The sequence below is a fragment of the Candidatus Pelagibacter sp. PS_34 genome, assembly GCF_059417845.1.
Map to the genome: position 1 here is coordinate 139,146 of NZ_CM182068.1, position 17,625 is coordinate 156,770.

Genomic DNA, 17,625 nt, shown 5'->3' on the forward strand with positions numbered 1-17,625 from the left:
ATTTAGTTTAATTCAGTATTAATCATAAAAAATGTTAAAAAAAATAATTAATTATAATATATGTGTGTAAGAAATATTATTTCAAATTCTAATAAATAGTGAAAAAAATTTTTTTTTTAGTAATTGGTAGCAATTCATTTTCAGGTTCCCATTTTGTAAATTTTATACTATCCAAAGGTCATAAAACAATAGGAGTTAGTAGATCAAAAAAGATTAATAATTTATTTTTACCTTATCAAAATAATAAAAATTTGAAGAAATTTATATTTAAACCTTTAAATTTAAATTTAGAAAAAGATAATGATAAAATCATTTCGTTAATTAAAAAATATAAAATTAAATATGTAATTAATTTTGCAGCTCAAGCAATGGTAGCTGAAAGTTGGCTATATCCAGGTGATTATTATAAAACAAATATTTTATCATTAGTAAATTTAACAAATAAATTGGTTAAAAAAAAATTAATAAAAAAATTTATTCACGTCTCAACTCCTGAAGTTTACGGAAATATATCCGGGACAACAAAAGAAAATACGTCATATAATCCAAGTACACCGTATGCGATTTCACGCTCAGCTTTAGATATGCACTTGATGGCTCTGAATAAAAATTATAATTTTCCTGTTGTGTTTACAAGAGCTGCAAACGTTTATGGGCCTCATCAACAACTTTATAGAATTGTCCCAAAATCAATAATATGCGCTTTAAATAAAAAAAGAATTGAATTACACGGTGGTGGAAAATCAATGAGATCTTTTATTTATATTACTGATGTTGCTGAAGCAACCTACAAAATTGCAATTAAATCTAAGCCAGGTAACATTTACCATATTTCTAGTAAAAATTTAATTAGTATAAAAAACCTAGTTGAAAAGGTGTTTAAGTTAAATGGTTTAAAAGTTAAAAAATTTATAAAAATTGTAGCAGAAAGACCTGGAAAAGATAAGTATTACACTCTAAATAGTAATAAATTAATAAAAGAGCATAAATGGAAACCCAAGGTAAGTCTAACTGAAGGTTTGTTTAAAACACAAGAATGGATTAATACCAATCTAAAAAAAATAAATAAGCTTCCATTATTTTATGAGCATAAAAGATAAAAAAATTTTAGTTACAGGTGGGTGTGGTTATGTTGGTTCAGTTCTTGTTCATAAATTATTGAAAAAAAATGCTCATGTAGTTGTTTATGACACCCAATGGTTTGGAAATTATTTAGAAAAAAATAATAAATTAGAATTTATAAGAGATGACATTAGAAATATTGATAAATATAATTTAGAAAAATTTGATAAGATAGTTCATCTTGCGAATATTGCTAATGATCCAGGTGTTGAATTAAACCCAAGTTTATCATGGGAAGTAAATGTTTTAGCCTCTCATCAAATAATGGATAAAATTAATAATTCATCGGTGGATCAGATTGTTTATGCTAGTTCCGGAAGTGTTTACGGCGTTAAAGAAGAAGAAAATGTGACAGAAGAATTAAGTTTAGTTCCAATTTCAATTTATAATAAAACAAAAATGGTTTCAGAAAAAGTCTTAATGAGCTTTAAAGATAAGTTTAAAGTACACTGTATAAGACCAGCTACTGTTTGTGGAATTTCCCCAAGAATGAGGCTAGATGTGAGTGTAAATATGCTTACTTTTCAAGCTTTAAAAAATAAAGTTATGACTATTCATGGCGGACAACAAGTAAGACCAAATATACATATTTCTGATTTAACAAATGCAATTATTCATTTTCTAGAAAATCAAAATATTGAGAGTGGAGTTTATAATGCTGGATTTGAAAACTTGTCAATTTTAGATATAGCCAAGAGGGTTAACGAAAAAGTGAAGTCCGAAATAAAAATTCTTCCTGTTAATGATATTAGATCTTATAGATTGAATTCAGATAAACTATTAAATACAGGGTTTAAAAAAGAGAAAAGTGTTAATAATGCTATTGATGAAATTGTAAAAAATTTTAATGATGGAAAATTAGTTGAAAAAGATAGTTATTATACTGTTAAATGGATGAAGCATTTGAAAATATAATGGGAAAAGAAATAGATTTATTAATAAACTATCCTAAAACAAAAAGAGACCCACTAAAAAGAGCTCTAGAGAAAACTGACGAAGATAGAAAGATCGCAAGAAAATTTGGTAAAGAATTTTTTGATGGAGAAAGAAAAAATGGTTATGGAGGATTCTTTTATAATCCTAGATTTTGGCAACCTGTAATACCAACATTTAAAAAATATTGGAATTTAAACTCAAGTAGTTCAGTTTTAGATGTGGGTTGTGGAAAAGGTTTTATGCTTTATGATATAAAGCTTTCTATACCAGAAATTAAGATTAAAGGAATAGACATTTCTAATTATGCAATCGAAAATTCAGTTGAAGAAGTTAAAAAAGATTTATTAGTAGCTAATGCGTGCGAATTACCCTTTCCTGACAATTCTTTTGATGTAGTTATTTCAATAAATACTATTCATAATCTAGACTTGGAAAATTGTGGAAAAGCGCTTAGAGAAATACAAAGAGTCTCAAAAAAAAATTCATTCATAACTGTTGACGCATACAGGAACGAGGAAGAAAAAAAATTGATGTATGCGTGGAACTTAACTGCAAAAACAATTATGTCAGTAGAAGATTGGAAGAAGTTTTTTGCTAAAAATTGTTACAATGGTGATTATTTTTGGTTTATTCCATAAAAAGCTTTACTGTTCAAAAATTGAACGGTATAGATGTTTAAATTTTGAACACAAAAAACATATTTTTACCAATGGAAAAAGACCAGGATCACTTTAATATATTAAGAGAAATTCAAAAAAAACCAAATTCATCTCAGAGAGAGTTAGCAAAGGAACTGGGTTTTAGTTTGGGTAAACTCAATTATTGTCTAAAAGCATTACAAAATAAAGGCTTAATAAAAATTCAGAATTTTAAAAGAAATCCTGAAAAAATTAACTATTTATACATCCTGACACCAAAAGGTATTTCTATAAAAACAAAATTGACAATAAATTTTATGAAAAAAAAAATAAAAGAATATGATCAATTGAAGTCAGAAATTTTAAATAAATAATGAACAAGAAGATAATCACTGAACTTTTCAAGGAAGTATTTAGAACGCGAACAGTTGAAGAGGAAATAGCAAAAAGATATAAAGATGGTCATATGAGATGTCCCACACATTTATCGATAGGGCAAGAAGCAGTTCCTGCTGCGCTATCGCTAATAATGCGTAAAAATGATTTTGCTGTAAGTTCACATAGAGCACACGCTCATTACTTGGCTAAAGGTGGTTCTTTAAAAAGAATGATAGCAGAAATATATGGAAAAGAAACGGGTTGCTCAAAAGGAAAAGGTGGCTCAATGCACTTAATAGACCTGAAGTCAAATTTCATGGGCTCGACAGCTATTGTTGGCAATACAATTCCAATAGGAGTTGGATTAGGATTGTCATCAATAATAAAAAAAAAAACCAATTTAGTTTTATTTTTTTTGGAGATGGTGCAGTAGAGGAAGGAGTATTTTATGAATCTGTAAATTTTGCTGTAGTAAAAAAACTACCAGTAGTATTTATATGTGAAAATAACTTCTACTCAGTTTATTCACCACTAAAAGTAAGACAGCCTAAAAATAGAAAAATTTATAAAATGGTTAAAGCTATGGGAATTAAATCATTTTACAATGAATCAGATGATCCGTATGCAATATATGAGTACATTAAAAAAAAGATAAATTTTAAAGATCTTAATTCAGGACCTTATTTTTTTGAATTTAAAAATTATAGATGGAGAGAACATTGTGGACCAAATTTTGATAATGATATTGGTTATCGTCAAAAAAATGAATTTAAAAAATGGATAAAAAAAGATTCACTTCTTAAAATAAGAAAAAAATTAAATTTTTTAAGTTCAAAAAAAGTTAATATGATAGAAAAAAAAATCAAAATTGAAGTTATTAAAGCATTTGAATACGCTGAAAAATCAAAATTTCCAGCTGCTAGTGAAGCATTTAAAGGAGTTTATGCAAAATAAAAAAACTACATACTCTTCGGCAATCAATAGTGCTCTCAAGTTTACAATGAAAAAAGATAAAAATATGATTTGTTATGGGTTAGGAACTACTGACCCAAAAAATATTTTTTCTACTACTAAGGATTTAGAAAAATTATTTGGATCAAGAAGAGTCTTTGATACACCTACATCAGAGAATGCGTTAACGGGTATATCAGTTGGAGCAGCTTTAAACGGTGTGAGATCTGTAGTTTCTCACCAGAGACTTGATTTCTTTCTTTTGGCGATGGATCAACTCGTAAATTCTGCTGCAAAATGGCATTATATGTTTGGATCGGTTATAACAGTTCCAATCACCATTAGACTGATTATAGGAAGAGGATGGGGCCAAGGTCCGACTCATTCTCAAAACCTTCAATCATGGTTTAACCACATTCCAGGCCTAAAAGTCGTAATGCCAACTTTTGCAAATGATGCTAGGGACGCTTTAATATCATCAATATTTGACCCAAATCCAGTATTATTTTTAGAGCACAGATGGTTACATGAGAATGAAGAAAATGAAAAAAAAATAAAAATAAAAAAAAATATTGACTCTAAAATATGTATCAAAGGTAAGGATATCACAATTGTTTCAACTTCATACCTGACGATAGAAGCCATAAAAGCATCAAAATTTCTTAAAGAATTTTATAATATAGAAGCAGAAGTAATTGACTTAATCTCTATAAAGCCCTTAGACATTGATACTATCAATCGATCAGTTAAAAAAACCAAAAATTTAATTGTTGCAGACACAGGGTTTTTTACAGGCTCAATTGCTAATGACATAATATATAGTGTGATGAGCAAAAATACGAAAGTCCTTAAAAGTTTTCCAAAAAAAATGGCAATGCCAGATGTTCCAGAGCCAACAAGTTATGCGTTAACTAAAAATTTTTATATTAGAGCAAGCAAAATCAGCAGAGAAGTACTAAAGTTGCTTAAGATTAAAAGTATAAAAAATATTAATTTAGCAGATCCAATTCCTCATGATGTTCCTGGAGATTGGTTTAAAGGACCATTTTAAAATAAAAAAATTTATGACAAAAGAAATAGAATTTTATCAAACCTTAGAATTATTATTACAAAATCAAATAGCCCATTCTTGTAGAAATATAAAATATAAGAAATTTTCTAAAATTATTAAAGATTATATTGATGATTACTATAAAAATTACACTTCTAATAAGTTTTTAAAGTTAGGAAATATTTGTAAAATTAATTTTCCTTTATTTTCAATGGGTGCTATTAATTCGAAACATTTGTTTGGAATTGATGAAATAGTAATTTTCTGTTTTTACTTTATAAACAAAAATAAATATAAAAAGGTTTATGATTTAGGTTCCAACATTGGGATACACTCTTTAATTCTTTCAAAATTGAATTATAAAGTTTTTTCATATGAGCCAGATCCTACTCATATTAAACAGCAAAAAAAAAATTTAAAAATTAATAAACAAGATCAAAAAGTCAAATTATTTAAAAAAGCTGTAACAAGCTATGAAGGTACAGTAAAATTTTTAAAAGTTTTAGGAAATACAACAGGTAATCATATTTTAGGAGATAAAAAAGATGTTTATGGAAAAACAAAAACTATTTCAGTAAAAACAGATGATTTTAAAAAAATAATTTCAAATGCTGATTTAATAAAAATAGATGTAGAAGGACATGAAGCAGAGTTAATTTTATCCACTTCATCAGTAGATTGGAATAAAACAGATGCAATTATGGAAATAGGTAGTAAAGAAAATGCAAAAAAAATATTTGAACATTGTAAAGAGATAGATTTAAATATTTTTTCACAAGTATCAGGTTGGAAAAAAGTTATAAATTTGCAAAAAATGCCAACCACATATAAAAAAGGTTCAGTATTTTTATCAAAAACAAATAAAATGAATTGGAGATAATTAATGAATAGTCTTTCAGATATATTAATTAAAGATTTAATGAATCAGGGTTTCAAAACATTTTTTGGCTTACAAGGTGGAGCTTCTGCAAGACTTATTGAGTCAGTGGTTAGCTTAGGTGGAAGATTTCACCCTGTTCTGAATGAGCAAACAGCAGGGTATGCTGCTCACGGGTATTACTTGGCTAACAATCAACCAGCAGGAGTTATTTTTACTACTGGTCCAGGACTTACAAATGGTGTTTCAGGAATTGCAGCATGTTATTTTGATAGAATTCCATTAGTTGTAATTGTGGGTCAAGTCGGTAAAGATTTGAATGTTGCAAAAAAAACAAAAACAAGAATGGTTGGTTTTCAAGAAGTTCAACATTTAGAAATAATTAAACCCATTGTAGATTCTTCATTTAAAATAGAGAGTTTGGATTTTTATAAAAAATCTCGTAAAAAAATATTTGCTAATAACTTTAATAAAAAAGTTTTTGCATTTGAGTTTCCTGATGACATACAGCGTAAAAAACTTAATTTTTTACCTAATGTTAAGAAAAAGCTAGTAAAGAGAAAAAAAGACATTCCACAAAAAACAATACATTTAATTAGCAAACTAATTAAAGGCTCTAAAAAACCTTTATTTATTTTGGGCTCTGGTTTTGCTCAGTCTCAAGATATAAAAAGGAGTTTAGAAATATTAAAAAAATATTATTGTAATCTCACACTAACTTGGGGTGCACAAAATATTCAAAGACATAAAAAACTAAATTCAATTGGTTTATTTGGAAATCATAGTCCTGGTACAGCAAATGCATTTCTAAAAGAATCTGATCTTATTATTTCAATGGGTGCATCGTTGTTGCAACATCAAACTTTAAAGATAAAAAATAATTTTGCAAAAAATGCTAAAATTATTTATGTAGATACTTCAATAAATGAGTGCAAAAGAGCAAAAAATCAATTTGGAAAAAGATTAAATTATTTAAATCTAGATTGTCATGATTTTTTAGAAATTCTTGAAAAAAAGAATTGTTTAAAGAATATTATAGTTAATGAAGTAAAAAGTAGTAATTTTATACATTCAAATATAACACCTGTTAATTCTTTAAAAACTTTATTTAGTAAATTAGATGTAAACAAAAGTGTTATTTTTTCAGATGCAGGTGCATCTCTGAGCTGGAGTTATCAAGCAGCCAATTTATTAAAAAATTGTGCACCCATCTTTACCTCTTTCAATCTTCATACAATGGGATATGCAAATTGTGCCGGTATAGGTGCTGCTTTAGGAAATAAAAAAAATGTTTATGTTATCATTGGTGATGGAAGTTTACCGATGAATAGCCAAGAATTAGCGTGGGCTAGTAGATATAAAATTAAATTAATTGTAATTGATAATGAGGGATATGGGATTATACGCCAAACTCAAAGAGAGTTTTATTCATCAAATTTTATAGCTTCAGATTTTAGAAATAACAAAGCAAAAATGCCTCTATTTTCAGTTTCAAAAATTTTAAAATCTTATGACTTAGAACATGAAATCATCGATTCAAAAAAAATAAATCAAACTACTTTTGGCTCATTAATCAAAAGCAAAAAATCTAGTGCAATAATAATCAAAACAGATTACTCGGCCGAAGTAGAGACTGATAATTAAATAAATCTGCTTATAAAATATGGTAATAAGATTATATAAAATTTTATATTACACAATCTTAAAAATTATAAATTTTTTTGTCTTTAACTTATTAAATTTTTTAAAATTTTTTGATCTTTACTTTAGCTCATTAAAAAATTTTTATATACATTTAGCATATGGATATATAGAAAAAAACAAAATTTATAAATCAAAAAAACTAGCGACATATATTGTAGAGAAAAACTTAGCAGAACTTGATACAGCAACTTTTCTTGCACCAATTTTTGAAAATAGTGGTGATCCAGAGTTAGGTAAATTGCTACATAAAATACAATTTTACAAAAAGAAAATTAATATTTCACTTTTTAATTTAAGTGAACATTACGCAATTTATCCAGAGTATTTTTCTAAACTTGGACACTTTGCAGTCATAGAATACTTGGTTAAAGCAATAAGGCTTAATTTAGTAAAAAAAAGAAAAATATTTATATACGGTCCATTTAATAAATATAATAAATCACTATTAGAATTATATTCAAAGCTACCAGAAATAAAAATAATAAATCAAACAATTGATCCAAAAAAATTCAATATAATAAAAAAAAATTTAGGACTATCACTTGATGCCATGGAGTATAAAAATGATATATTAAAACTTCCCAACTTTTGCTATCTTGTTAATAAACAATGGGAAAAGACTTTTAAAAAAAAAAAATTTTAAAGTTTTCAAAAATTGATCGTATTAAGAAAGAAAAGTTATTAAAAAATTTTGGTATAGATAAAAAAAACAACTGGTATGTAGTAATTAATGTTAGAGAAAATTTTTATAGCAAGTTTTCTAGCTTACGAAATGCAAGTTTTGAAAGTTATAATAAAGCAATAAGTTTTATTATAAGCAAGGGTGGCCACGTCATTAGACTGGGTGATAAGCCTTTAAAAAAGATAAAAAATAATAATAAGTTTATAGATTTGAGCACAACAAATTTACAGACTGATTTAATCCCTTTTTTAATTGCAAACTGTAAATTTTCTATCATGACTGGATCTGGTCCATCAATTTATTCTGCAGTATTTAATACACCAAAGCTAATGACAAATTGGGTTCCACTTGCTGGAGTAGATGGATCAAAAATAGATCATATATTACCAAAAATGTTATATAGAAATGGAAAAATTATTAACTTTGCAAATAGATTAAAAAACCCTTACGCAACCAATACTGACCTATCATATTATAAACAATTGAATGTCAAGGTGATTGAGAATTCAGAAGAGGATATTTTGAATGGTGTTAAAGAGATGTATAAAATTCATGTTTTAAAGAAAAAAAATAGATTAAGTAAAAATCAAAAACGAATTCATAAAATATTTGAAGATAATTCTTTGCCCCCTATTAGTATGAGTTCAATAGTTGAAAAAAATTACCCTAATTTTTTAAGCTAGATGATGAATAAAAATTTAGAAAAAAAATCAGATAATTATGCAAAAATGCATAGGTCAAAAAATGCAATACTATATAAAATCAAATCAAAGTTAAAAATTAAAAATATTTTTTTCCCAGAACCTAAATCAGGCCAGGTATTAGTTAAGTTAGATTATTCAGGAGTTTGTGCAAGTCAGGTAATGGAAATAATGGGTGGACGAAACAACAAAAAATATATTCCACATTTATTAGGGCACGAAGGTGTAGGTAGAGTATTTAAAATCGGTAAAAATGTCAAAAAAGTAAAAGTAGGGCAAGATGTAATTTTAACTTGGCTTAAATGCAAGGGTGCAAATGTAAAAAATTCACAATTAATTTTTAAAAAAAAAATAATAAATTTTGGTCCAATAACAACGTTTGGAGAATATTCATTAATCTCAGAAAATAGACTGTTAGTTAAGCCTAAAAATATAAATAAAAAAATTTCCTCTCTTTTTGGTTGTGCTTTAGCCACTGGTGCTGGAATGGCTATAAATGAAACTAAAATAAAAAAAAATGATAAAGTTTTAGTTTATGGATTAGGTGGAATAGGTTTTTCTTGCCTTATCACCTTAATTTCATTGGGTATAAAAAATATTACAGTTTGGGATATTAATAAACAAAGAATCTTAATTGCGAAAAAAATGGGCATTAAAAATGTTCTTAAAAATGAAGGAAATTTTGATATCTGTTTTGAAAGTTGTGGAAAGATAGATACAATTGAACACGCTTTTAAATTATTAAAGACAAATGGAAAATTAATATTTAGCTCACATCCTGATAAAAATTTAAAAATAAAGATTCTTCCACATGACCTAATAAAAGGAAAAAGAATTATTGGAAGTTGGGGTGGTTCAACTAATCTGGAGAAGGATATTAAAAAAATATACAATATTATAAAAAAAAATATTAGATATTTTGATTTTATAATAAAAAAAGTCTATAAGATTGAAGATATAAATTTAGCAATTAATGATCTAATTAAAGGCAAAGTAATAAGACCATTAATAAAATTTTGAATTATTAAATATGAAGGTTTTTGTTTCAGGTAATTTTAATATTGTTCATCCAGGACATATAAGACTTCTTAAATATGCTAAAAAACTAGGATCTAAATTAATTGTTGGAGTAAATTCAGATTCAGTTTTGACTGAAAATATTTTTATTAATGAAGATTTAAGAATAAAAAATATTAAAGACCTAAGTTTTGTTAATGAAGTTTTTTTAGTAAAAAATCTAAAAACAACACTTTTTAAGATCAGACCTGATGTAATAGTAAAAGGTAAAGAATTTAGAAGTGTAAAAAACCATGAAGAAAAATATCTAAAAAAACTTAAAGCTAAGTTAATTTTTGGATCTGGTGCAATTAATTATTCAACTAGTGAGTTGTTTAAAAGAGAGATAAGAATTAAACCATTGGCACTAAATCTACCTAAAGATTTTATCCATAGACATAAGATTAAAAAAGACAAAATTATAAAGTATATAGAAAGCTTTAATAACTTACGTACATGTGTGATTGGAGACATAATCGTTGACGAATATATTAATAGCAATTTACTAGGAAGCTCAAATGAAGAACCATGCCTCGTAATTAATCCGTACGAATCAAAAAAATTCTTAGGTGGAGCTGGAATTGTAGCTTGTCACTCAAGTAAGCTTGGTGCTGAAACAAAATTATTGAGTATAATTGGACCTGACAAAAATGGTAAGCTTGTTGTTAATCAATTAAAAAAAAATGGTGTAAACCATCACTTGAATCAAGATATTTCGAGACCAACTACTTTGAAAAAAAGATTTAAAGTCGACAACAAGTCAATTATTAAAGTAAGCTACCTTAATCAAGATCCTATATCAAAAATTGATCAAAACTTTATTTTTGAAAAATTAAATAAAAATATAAAAAAAATAGATCTAATTATACTCTCTGATTTTAATTATGGCTGTTTACCACAAAATCTTGTTGAAAAGATAATCAAAATTGCAAAAAAAAATAAAATTTTTGTTTCTGCTGACAGTCAATCGTCTTCTCAAATTGGTGATATAGCAAGATTTAAAAATATAGATTTGATTACTCCCACAGAAAAAGAGGCAAGAATAGGTGTTAAGAATAACACTGATGGGTTAGTAGTTTTGATTAATAAACTTCAAAAAATAACTAAGACAAAAAATATTATTCTGACATTAGCTGCTGATGGAATATTGATACAAAAAAAATTTAAGAAAATAAAAAACTTTATCCATACTGATAAAATTCCAGCTATTAATAAAAATCCAAAAGATGTTTCAGGAGCTGGCGATGCATTGTTGGTTATGTCATCATTAATGCTTGCTTCTGGAAGTTCAATCTGGGAAGCATCTTTTGCTGGATCTTTATTTGCCGCTTTACAAGCAAATTCAATAGGCAATACACCAATTAATAAAAAAACATTTTTGGAATTAATTAGGTCAAGCATGGATCACTAATGAAGGCAATTATACTTGCTGCAGGATATGGCAAACGATTAAAAAGTTTGACACTTAAAAAACCAAAATGCTTACTAAAAATTAAAGGTAAACCAATAATTGATTTATGGATAGAAAAATTAATCAGAGTTGGTGTATCAGAGATACTTATAAACACACACTATAAATCAAAAATAGTAAAAGCTCACATAAGTAAATCAATGTATAGGTCAAAAATAAAACTAACATATGAAAAAAATTTACTTGGTTCGGCAGGGACTTTAATGAAAAATATTAATTTTTGTGAAAATCATGATATTTTTTTAATACATGCAGATAATTATACACAAGAAAGCTTAAGAAAATTCTATAATTTTTTTCTTAAAATGAAAAAAAAAAATGTTTAATTTCTCTAATTAGTTTTAAAAGTAATGACTACAAACAAAAAGGAATTCTAAAAATTAAAAATGGAATAGTTCATGAAATTTATGAAAAAGAAAAAGTATCACATGGAACAGATGCAAATGGAGCTGTGTATTTAATTGGCAAAGAAGCATTAAGTGAAATGTTCAAAAAATATAAAGATAAAAAAGATTTTATAAAAGAGATATTAGTTAAATATTTATTAAAAATTAGTGCATTCAAGACAAATAAAATCTTCCAAGATATTGGAAGTATAAGAGACTATATTAGCGTTAGATGATTAAAAAGATTATTTTATTTTTTTTATTAAAAAGTGTTTATTGTTTATTAATATTTATCCAATCCATTAAAATAATTAAAGTTGGAAGAATATATATAATTAGAATAGGAAACTACTTAGACAAAAAGGAATCATTAAGACTGAGAAATTTATATAAGCTAATAAAAAAAAATTTTACAAAAAAATTAAAATTATATTTAATAAGTAAATCTAAAATTATGGTAAGTGGCAATACCAGCTTTTTAAATATAGCATCTGCTTACAGAAGGCTAACATTAAGGATAGACTCAATCTCATTAAATGCTGAAGATTTTATTACTAAAAGGCAAAATTCTATAATTGTCCTAAAAAAAGTTTATAGTATAAAAAAAAATAGAAATTTAAATTTAGTAGAAATGATCAATCTTAAAGTTGGCAACAATAATAAAAAGAATTCATTTTTAATTAAGTAGTAAAATGAATATAATTTTTTTAACTATAAAAATAATTCCTAAATCTTTTAGAACAAGATCATTATTATTATTATTTTTATTTTTTTTAGGATCTCTTTTAGAAATTCTTAGTATAGGAATTTTTCTGCCCCTATTAACTGAATTAACAAATACAAATACTGAAATAATAGAGAAATTTAAAATAATTTTAAATGATAACCTAAAATTTTTAAATATGTACAATTGGACTACAATATTTGTTGTATTAATAATTGTAGTTTTTTTTGTAAAAAATATTTTGTTATCATTAATTATATATTATGAGAATAAGTTTGTAGAAAATTTAACTGTCACATTATCTACAAAACTTTATGGTATTTATTTAAAACAAAATTATTTATTTCATAAGATTAATAATTCATCAAAGTTGTTGAGAAATATTAATATTGAAGTTGCAACATTTATAGTTTTTCTAAAAAATATTTTAAAATTAGTATCTGAATTATTTTTTATTTCAGGTATTTTTTTATTTATGATTTACTTTAACGTCAAGTTAACTGCACTAACTATAATTACATTCTTTATTCTTTTATATTTATATAATTTATTTACAACCAAATATATCGCAAAACTTGGACATACGAGGCATGATTTTTCTAATGTAGCTTTAAAAAATTTACAACAAGGACTAGGAGGAATAAAAGAAATTAAGATTGGAAATCTTGAAGAGTTGATTCTTAAAATTTATAGACATTCATTAAAAAAAATTGCTTCAGCTGTAAGTATATTTACTACATTGCAACAAATACCAAGGTTAATGATTGAGTTTAGTGTAGTTTTTTTTGTATCTATACTGTTACTTATGTCATTTGAGCAAAATGAGAACTCATACTTAATAATGATAATTGGTGTATTTTCAATTACAGCAATAAAGGCGATACCATCTATCTTAAAGATTTATTTAGCAATTCAGCAAGCAAATTTTAATTTAGCTGCAGTAAGTACATTAGCAAGAGAGTTTAGTTTAAAAACAAATAATATCATTTATAAAAAAAATAAAAATTTTTCATTTAAAAAAATTATATTAAAAAATATTAGTTTTGAATATGCAAAAAGAAATTTTTCCTTAAAAAATATCAGTTTAAAGATTTCTAAGGGTGAAAAAATAGCTATAGTTGGAGAAAGTGGAGCTGGTAAATCCACGCTTGTTGATATTTTAATTGGATTAATTAATCCTTCAAAAGGAACAATTTCTGTCGATCGATTAAATTTAAAATATCATAAAAAAGACTTTCAAAATTTAGTTGGTTATGTACCTCAGAATGTGTACCTAACAGATGACACGATTTCAAAAAACATATCATTATTTAGTGAAAATGAATCAGATAAAAAGCAATTAAAAAAGGTAATGGAAATTGCAAATATTCACAAAATAGTCAATAGGCTTCCAAAAAAATTAGAGACTAAAATTGGTGAGAGAGGTCAAAGACTATCATCTGGTCAAATACAAAGGTTAGGAATAGCTAGAGCTTTATATAAAAATCCAAAAATAATAATATTAGATGAACCAACTAGCGCATTAGATAATTATAATGAGAAAAAAATTATTAATGAAATTATAGAAATAAAAGATGTAACTTTAATTATGATTACACATAGTACTAAGTATTTAAAAAATTTTGACAAAATCATTCATATGAAAAATGGAAAAATAAGTAAAATTACTAATAGTGATAAAAAAAATTAAAATTGCATTTTTAGATAGAGATGGTGTTCTAAATAAAAATTTAAATGGAGGTTATGTTGGTAATAAAAGAAATTTTGAATGGGTTAAAGGTGCAATAGATGCGATTAAACTAATAAAAAATTTTGATTATAAGATTGTAGTTGTTACTAATCAGTCAGGTATTGCAAGAGGTTATTTCTTAAAAAAAGATGTGATAATTTTACATAAATATATGAACAACATATTAAAAAAACATAAAACAAAAATAGATCATTTTTTATTTTGCCCATACCATATAAATGGAATAAGAAAAATATTTACTAAAAAAAGCAACTTAAGGAAACCCAACAATGGAATGTTTAAAATTGTTGCAAAAAAATATAACATTGATAAGAAAAATTCTTTTATGATTGGTGATCAAATTACTGATATGCAATTTGCAAAAAAAAGTGGAATTAAAGGTTTTTTTTTTAATGAAACTAATCTTTTTAAATTTATTAATAGAAAAGTTCTAAAATGAAAAAATTTAATTTAAGAAATTTGATTAAACCCAACAAAACGTTACTAGGAGTTGGCCCAATGAGCTTAAATTGTGTTAAAGCAGCAATAGCTTTATCTAATAATTATTTATTTCCAATAATGTTAATTGCAAGTAGAAGACAGGTAGATTCTGCTGAGCATGGTGGTGGCTATGTTAATAATTGGACAACAAATGAGTATGCTGATTTTGTAAAATTAGCAGATAAAAAAAATACTGTAATTTTAGCAAGAGATCATGGAGGTCCATGGCAAAATAATACTGAAATAAAAAATAAGTACACACTTAAAAAAGCAATGGAGTCTGCAAAAAGATCTTATGAAGTTGATATATTAAATAATTTTAAGATTCTACATATTGATACGAGTGTACAGCCAAATAATAAAGCAGTTTCAATAAAAAATTCACTTGAAAGATTTTATGAACTATTTGAACATTGTAATGAATTTGCAAAAAAAAATAATAAAAAAATATATTTTGAGATTGGTACTGAGGAACAGTCTGGTAGTACAAATACTCCTGAAGAACTAAGCTACACTCTAGCTAAAGTTTTTCAATTTTGTAAAATTAAAAATTATGAAAAACCAATTTTTGTAGTAATACAATCGGGAACTAAAGTTTTAGAAACTAGAAATATAGGTTCATTCGAGTCCCCTCTAAGAATTTCTAATGAGCTACCTGTTGAAATTCAATTACCTAAAATGATAGAAATATGTAAAAAAAATAAAATATTTATGAAGGAGCATAATGCTGACTATTTATCAAATCATAGTTTGTCTTTACATCCGAGGCTAGGAATTCACGCTGCAAACATAGCACCAGAGTTTGGTGTCGTAGAAACAAGAGCATTTATAGAAATTTTAAAAAAATTCAATAAAACAAAATTACTAGAAGAATTTTATGAGATTTCTTATAATTCAAACAAATGGAAAAAATGGTTAGTACCAAATAGTAATGCAGACAAAGTTCAAAAAGCAATAATATCAGGACACTATATTTTTTCAAATAAAAAATTTGAAATATTAAAAAAAAAAGTACAATTATTCTTATTAAAAAAAAATATAAATTTAAATAATCATCTTCAAAAATCTATTTATTACTCCATACACAGATACGCAAAAAATTTTAATTTAATCAAATGAAAAAAAGAGTAGCAACAATAATTTTAAATAGAAATTTACCAATAGTTACAAATAAATTGTATGAAAAAATTAAAAAATATAATCATAAATTTACAGATATATTTGTTATAGATTCTGGCTCTGATATAGATAAAAAATCAAAATACACAACCTGGGATGCAAATTGGAGTAGTATTAAAAAAAAGGGGTTAAGATTTAGTAGAGGTATGAATTATGGTTTACTAAACTTATATAAGGAAAAAAAATTTGATATTTACGATTATTTTTTATTACTTACAAATGATAGTGAAGTAGAAGATAAATTATTTATCAAAAAATTGATAGAAATTATGGATAAAAATAACAAGGTAGCTATACTTTCCCCATGCTCAAAAAACTGGGGGGAAAAATTACTTTTGAAATCTAAAAAATTAATGTTTTTTTGGTATATACACAATAATGCATATTTTATTAGAAAGGATTTTATAAAAAAAATACACAAAAAAAAGAAAGCAAGTTATATGAATTTTCTTTTCGATGGAAATAATTTTAGAGGTTTTGGTGCTGATTCAGAATTAATTTTGAAAGCTTATAAAAACAACATGGCAGCTGCAATAACAGCGGAGGTATGGATAGAAGAAAATGAAAAATATCTATTAAATAAAAATTCTCTTATTAAAACTGAACCTTTTAGTAAAAATATCAAACTTTACATTTCAGAGGGATTAAACTGGATGAAAAAAAAATATAAATTTGAAAGTAGATGGGATATGCATTTACAAGTAAAAAAATTATATGATGATTTTTTTAAAAAAAATATAAAGTTACTAAAGTATAAGATTTAAATTATGAAGAAATTATGTGGATTAGAATTTGGTAAAATTAAAAAAAACAGTAAATTGCAACAGAATTTATCAACAGATAATTATAATTATTCAATTGTAAATTTAAATAATAAAAAAACATTTAATAGTAAAGATATAAATATTGGAACAATAGCTATTTTTGTATCAGACAAGAATAATGCTGTAATTAAGATAAATGAAAAGAGTTACCAAATCTCAAAATATAAATATTTTGATTTCAGATTAAAAAACTTAAGCATAAGCTCAAGTCATAAAATAACATTTGGAATAGCTGGGATAAAAAAAAAAATTAGTAAAGACATTATAAAAAATTTTACAGAAAAAAATATATACAAAGTAATTAAACCATGGGGATACGAATTATGGTTAAATGGCGAAAAATCTCCATATTCATTTAAAAAAATACTTATTAAAAAAGGTAATAGAACGAGTCTACAATACCATAAAAAAAAAATTGAAACTAATTATTTATTTAAAGGCAAGGCAGAATTAGTTATGAGTAGAAAAAATGGTAAAAATAAAATAAATTTAATTTTAAATAATATTTTAACAAAGAAAATTAAAAGTGGCGACTATGTTAATGTGAAAAACTATGCAGTACACAGATTAAGAGCAATTACAGATATTATGTTATATGAAGTTTCAACCCCACACTTAGATGACGTTATAAGAATATCCGATGACCAACAAAGAAATAATGGAAGAATTTCTTCTGAACATAGAAATTAGAAGTATTTACAATGACAAAACCTAC

General features: G+C 25.3%; 19 protein-coding genes and 1 pseudogene. All 20 read left to right on the forward strand.

What is annotated here, in order from left to right; genetic code table 11:
- Positions 1 to 98: 98 nt before the first annotated feature.
- The 20 genes and pseudogenes from AC5SL3_RS00690 (at position 99) to AC5SL3_RS00785 (ending at position 17,600) form a co-directional block, all read left to right on the forward strand.
- Entirely contained in the window at positions 99 to 1,100 is a 1,002-nt protein-coding gene (locus AC5SL3_RS00690; RefSeq protein ID WP_494578237.1) for a GDP-mannose 4,6-dehydratase, read from the forward strand.
- Complete coding sequence (locus tag AC5SL3_RS00695) at positions 1,084 to 2,037, forward strand: NAD-dependent epimerase/dehydratase family protein (protein ID WP_494578239.1); 954 nt, start codon at positions 1,084 to 1,086, stop codon at positions 2,035 to 2,037. The genes AC5SL3_RS00690 and AC5SL3_RS00695 overlap by 17 nt, the downstream gene beginning before the upstream one ends.
- The gene (locus AC5SL3_RS00700; protein ID WP_494578770.1) at positions 2,037 to 2,696 is read left to right on the forward strand and encodes a class I SAM-dependent methyltransferase; all 660 of its coding nucleotides are present in this window, start codon (positions 2,037 to 2,039) and stop codon (positions 2,694 to 2,696) included. The genes AC5SL3_RS00695 and AC5SL3_RS00700 overlap by 1 nt, the downstream gene beginning before the upstream one ends.
- A gap of 71 nt (positions 2,697 to 2,767) precedes the next feature.
- Positions 2,768 to 3,070 carry a MarR family EPS-associated transcriptional regulator gene (locus AC5SL3_RS00705; protein ID WP_494578241.1) on the forward strand — a complete coding sequence of 101 codons (303 nt, stop codon included), beginning with the start codon at positions 2,768 to 2,770 and terminating at the stop codon, positions 3,068 to 3,070.
- Between the two features lie 92 nt (positions 3,071 to 3,162).
- Positions 3,163 to 4,028, forward strand: a pseudogene (locus AC5SL3_RS00710) (thiamine pyrophosphate-dependent dehydrogenase E1 component subunit alpha).
- Positions 4,018 to 5,076: an alpha-ketoacid dehydrogenase subunit beta gene (locus tag AC5SL3_RS00715; RefSeq protein WP_494578243.1), complete on the forward strand. Its 1,059-nt coding sequence runs from the start codon at positions 4,018 to 4,020 to the stop codon at positions 5,074 to 5,076. Before AC5SL3_RS00710 ends, AC5SL3_RS00715 begins: the two are co-directional and overlap by 11 nt.
- A gap of 13 nt (positions 5,077 to 5,089) precedes the next feature.
- A complete protein-coding gene (locus AC5SL3_RS00720; RefSeq protein ID WP_494578244.1) occupies positions 5,090 to 5,956 on the forward strand; it encodes an FkbM family methyltransferase in 867 nt (288 codons plus the stop codon).
- A gap of 3 nt (positions 5,957 to 5,959) precedes the next feature.
- Positions 5,960 to 7,597 (forward strand): thiamine pyrophosphate-binding protein, encoded by a 1,638-nt coding sequence (locus AC5SL3_RS00725; protein ID WP_494578245.1) that lies wholly within the window; start codon positions 5,960 to 5,962, stop codon positions 7,595 to 7,597.
- Positions 7,598 to 7,616: 19 nt separating this feature from the next.
- Positions 7,617 to 8,300 (forward strand): hypothetical protein, encoded by a 684-nt coding sequence (locus tag AC5SL3_RS00730; RefSeq protein WP_494578247.1) that lies wholly within the window; start codon positions 7,617 to 7,619, stop codon positions 8,298 to 8,300.
- A 53-nt stretch (positions 8,301 to 8,353) separates the two neighbouring features.
- Complete coding sequence (locus tag AC5SL3_RS00735; protein WP_494578772.1) at positions 8,354 to 9,022, forward strand: TIGR04372 family glycosyltransferase; 669 nt, start codon at positions 8,354 to 8,356, stop codon at positions 9,020 to 9,022.
- Positions 9,023 to 9,025: 3 nt separating this feature from the next.
- Positions 9,026 to 10,060, forward strand: a complete 1,035-nt coding sequence (locus AC5SL3_RS00740) for an MDR/zinc-dependent alcohol dehydrogenase-like family protein (protein WP_494578249.1) — start codon at positions 9,026 to 9,028, stop codon at positions 10,058 to 10,060.
- Positions 10,061 to 10,070: 10 nt separating this feature from the next.
- Positions 10,071 to 11,507 carry a PfkB family carbohydrate kinase gene (locus tag AC5SL3_RS00745; RefSeq protein WP_494578251.1) on the forward strand — a complete coding sequence of 479 codons (1,437 nt, stop codon included), beginning with the start codon at positions 10,071 to 10,073 and terminating at the stop codon, positions 11,505 to 11,507.
- Positions 11,507 to 11,893, forward strand: coding sequence for a sugar phosphate nucleotidyltransferase (locus AC5SL3_RS00750; RefSeq protein WP_494578253.1), 387 nt, complete (start codon positions 11,507 to 11,509; stop codon positions 11,891 to 11,893). The genes AC5SL3_RS00745 and AC5SL3_RS00750 overlap by 1 nt, the downstream gene beginning before the upstream one ends.
- Positions 11,894 to 11,937: 44 nt before the next feature.
- The gene (locus tag AC5SL3_RS00755; protein WP_494578774.1) at positions 11,938 to 12,189 is read left to right on the forward strand and encodes a hypothetical protein; all 252 of its coding nucleotides are present in this window, start codon (positions 11,938 to 11,940) and stop codon (positions 12,187 to 12,189) included.
- Positions 12,186 to 12,641, forward strand: coding sequence for a hypothetical protein (locus AC5SL3_RS00760; RefSeq protein ID WP_494578255.1), 456 nt, complete (start codon positions 12,186 to 12,188; stop codon positions 12,639 to 12,641). Before AC5SL3_RS00755 ends, AC5SL3_RS00760 begins: the two co-directional genes overlap by 4 nt.
- 4 nt (positions 12,642 to 12,645) lie before the next feature.
- Entirely contained in the window at positions 12,646 to 14,367 is a 1,722-nt protein-coding gene (locus tag AC5SL3_RS00765; RefSeq protein ID WP_494578256.1) for an ATP-binding cassette domain-containing protein, read from the forward strand.
- Positions 14,351 to 14,866: a D-glycero-alpha-D-manno-heptose-1,7-bisphosphate 7-phosphatase gene (locus AC5SL3_RS00770; protein WP_494578258.1), complete on the forward strand. Its 516-nt coding sequence runs from the start codon at positions 14,351 to 14,353 to the stop codon at positions 14,864 to 14,866. The genes AC5SL3_RS00765 and AC5SL3_RS00770 overlap by 17 nt, the downstream gene beginning before the upstream one ends.
- A complete protein-coding gene (locus AC5SL3_RS00775) occupies positions 14,863 to 16,026 on the forward strand; it encodes a class II D-tagatose-bisphosphate aldolase non-catalytic subunit (RefSeq protein WP_494578260.1) in 1,164 nt (387 codons plus the stop codon). The genes AC5SL3_RS00770 and AC5SL3_RS00775 overlap by 4 nt, the downstream gene beginning before the upstream one ends.
- Complete coding sequence (locus AC5SL3_RS00780) at positions 16,023 to 16,850, forward strand: glycosyltransferase family protein (protein ID WP_494578261.1); 828 nt, start codon at positions 16,023 to 16,025, stop codon at positions 16,848 to 16,850. Before AC5SL3_RS00775 ends, AC5SL3_RS00780 begins: the two co-directional genes overlap by 4 nt.
- A gap of 3 nt (positions 16,851 to 16,853) precedes the next feature.
- Positions 16,854 to 17,600: a cupin domain-containing protein gene (locus AC5SL3_RS00785; RefSeq protein WP_494578262.1), complete on the forward strand. Its 747-nt coding sequence runs from the start codon at positions 16,854 to 16,856 to the stop codon at positions 17,598 to 17,600.
- Positions 17,601 to 17,625 lie beyond the last annotated feature (25 nt).

Coding starts and splice junctions, on each gene's coding strand:
- AC5SL3_RS00715 (WP_494578243.1), top strand. CDS start 4,018: ATGCAAAATAAAAAAACTACATACTCTTCGGCAATCAATAGTGCTCTC.
- AC5SL3_RS00730 (WP_494578247.1), top strand. CDS start 7,617: ATGGTAATAAGATTATATAAAATTTTATATTACACAATCTTAAAAATT.
- AC5SL3_RS00740 (WP_494578249.1), top strand. CDS start 9,026: ATGAATAAAAATTTAGAAAAAAAATCAGATAATTATGCAAAAATGCAT.
- AC5SL3_RS00725 (WP_494578245.1), top strand. CDS start 5,960: ATGAATAGTCTTTCAGATATATTAATTAAAGATTTAATGAATCAGGGT.
- AC5SL3_RS00745 (WP_494578251.1), top strand. CDS start 10,071: ATGAAGGTTTTTGTTTCAGGTAATTTTAATATTGTTCATCCAGGACAT.
- AC5SL3_RS00700 (WP_494578770.1), top strand. CDS start 2,037: ATGGGAAAAGAAATAGATTTATTAATAAACTATCCTAAAACAAAAAGA.
- AC5SL3_RS00695 (WP_494578239.1), top strand. CDS start 1,084: ATGAGCATAAAAGATAAAAAAATTTTAGTTACAGGTGGGTGTGGTTAT.
- AC5SL3_RS00780 (WP_494578261.1), top strand. CDS start 16,023: ATGAAAAAAAGAGTAGCAACAATAATTTTAAATAGAAATTTACCAATA.
- AC5SL3_RS00705 (WP_494578241.1), top strand. CDS start 2,768: ATGGAAAAAGACCAGGATCACTTTAATATATTAAGAGAAATTCAAAAA.
- AC5SL3_RS00750 (WP_494578253.1), top strand. CDS start 11,507: ATGAAGGCAATTATACTTGCTGCAGGATATGGCAAACGATTAAAAAGT.
- AC5SL3_RS00785 (WP_494578262.1), top strand. CDS start 16,854: ATGAAGAAATTATGTGGATTAGAATTTGGTAAAATTAAAAAAAACAGT.
- AC5SL3_RS00760 (WP_494578255.1), top strand. CDS start 12,186: ATGATTAAAAAGATTATTTTATTTTTTTTATTAAAAAGTGTTTATTGT.
- AC5SL3_RS00775 (WP_494578260.1), top strand. CDS start 14,863: ATGAAAAAATTTAATTTAAGAAATTTGATTAAACCCAACAAAACGTTA.
- AC5SL3_RS00765 (WP_494578256.1), top strand. CDS start 12,646: ATGAATATAATTTTTTTAACTATAAAAATAATTCCTAAATCTTTTAGA.
- AC5SL3_RS00720 (WP_494578244.1), top strand. CDS start 5,090: ATGACAAAAGAAATAGAATTTTATCAAACCTTAGAATTATTATTACAA.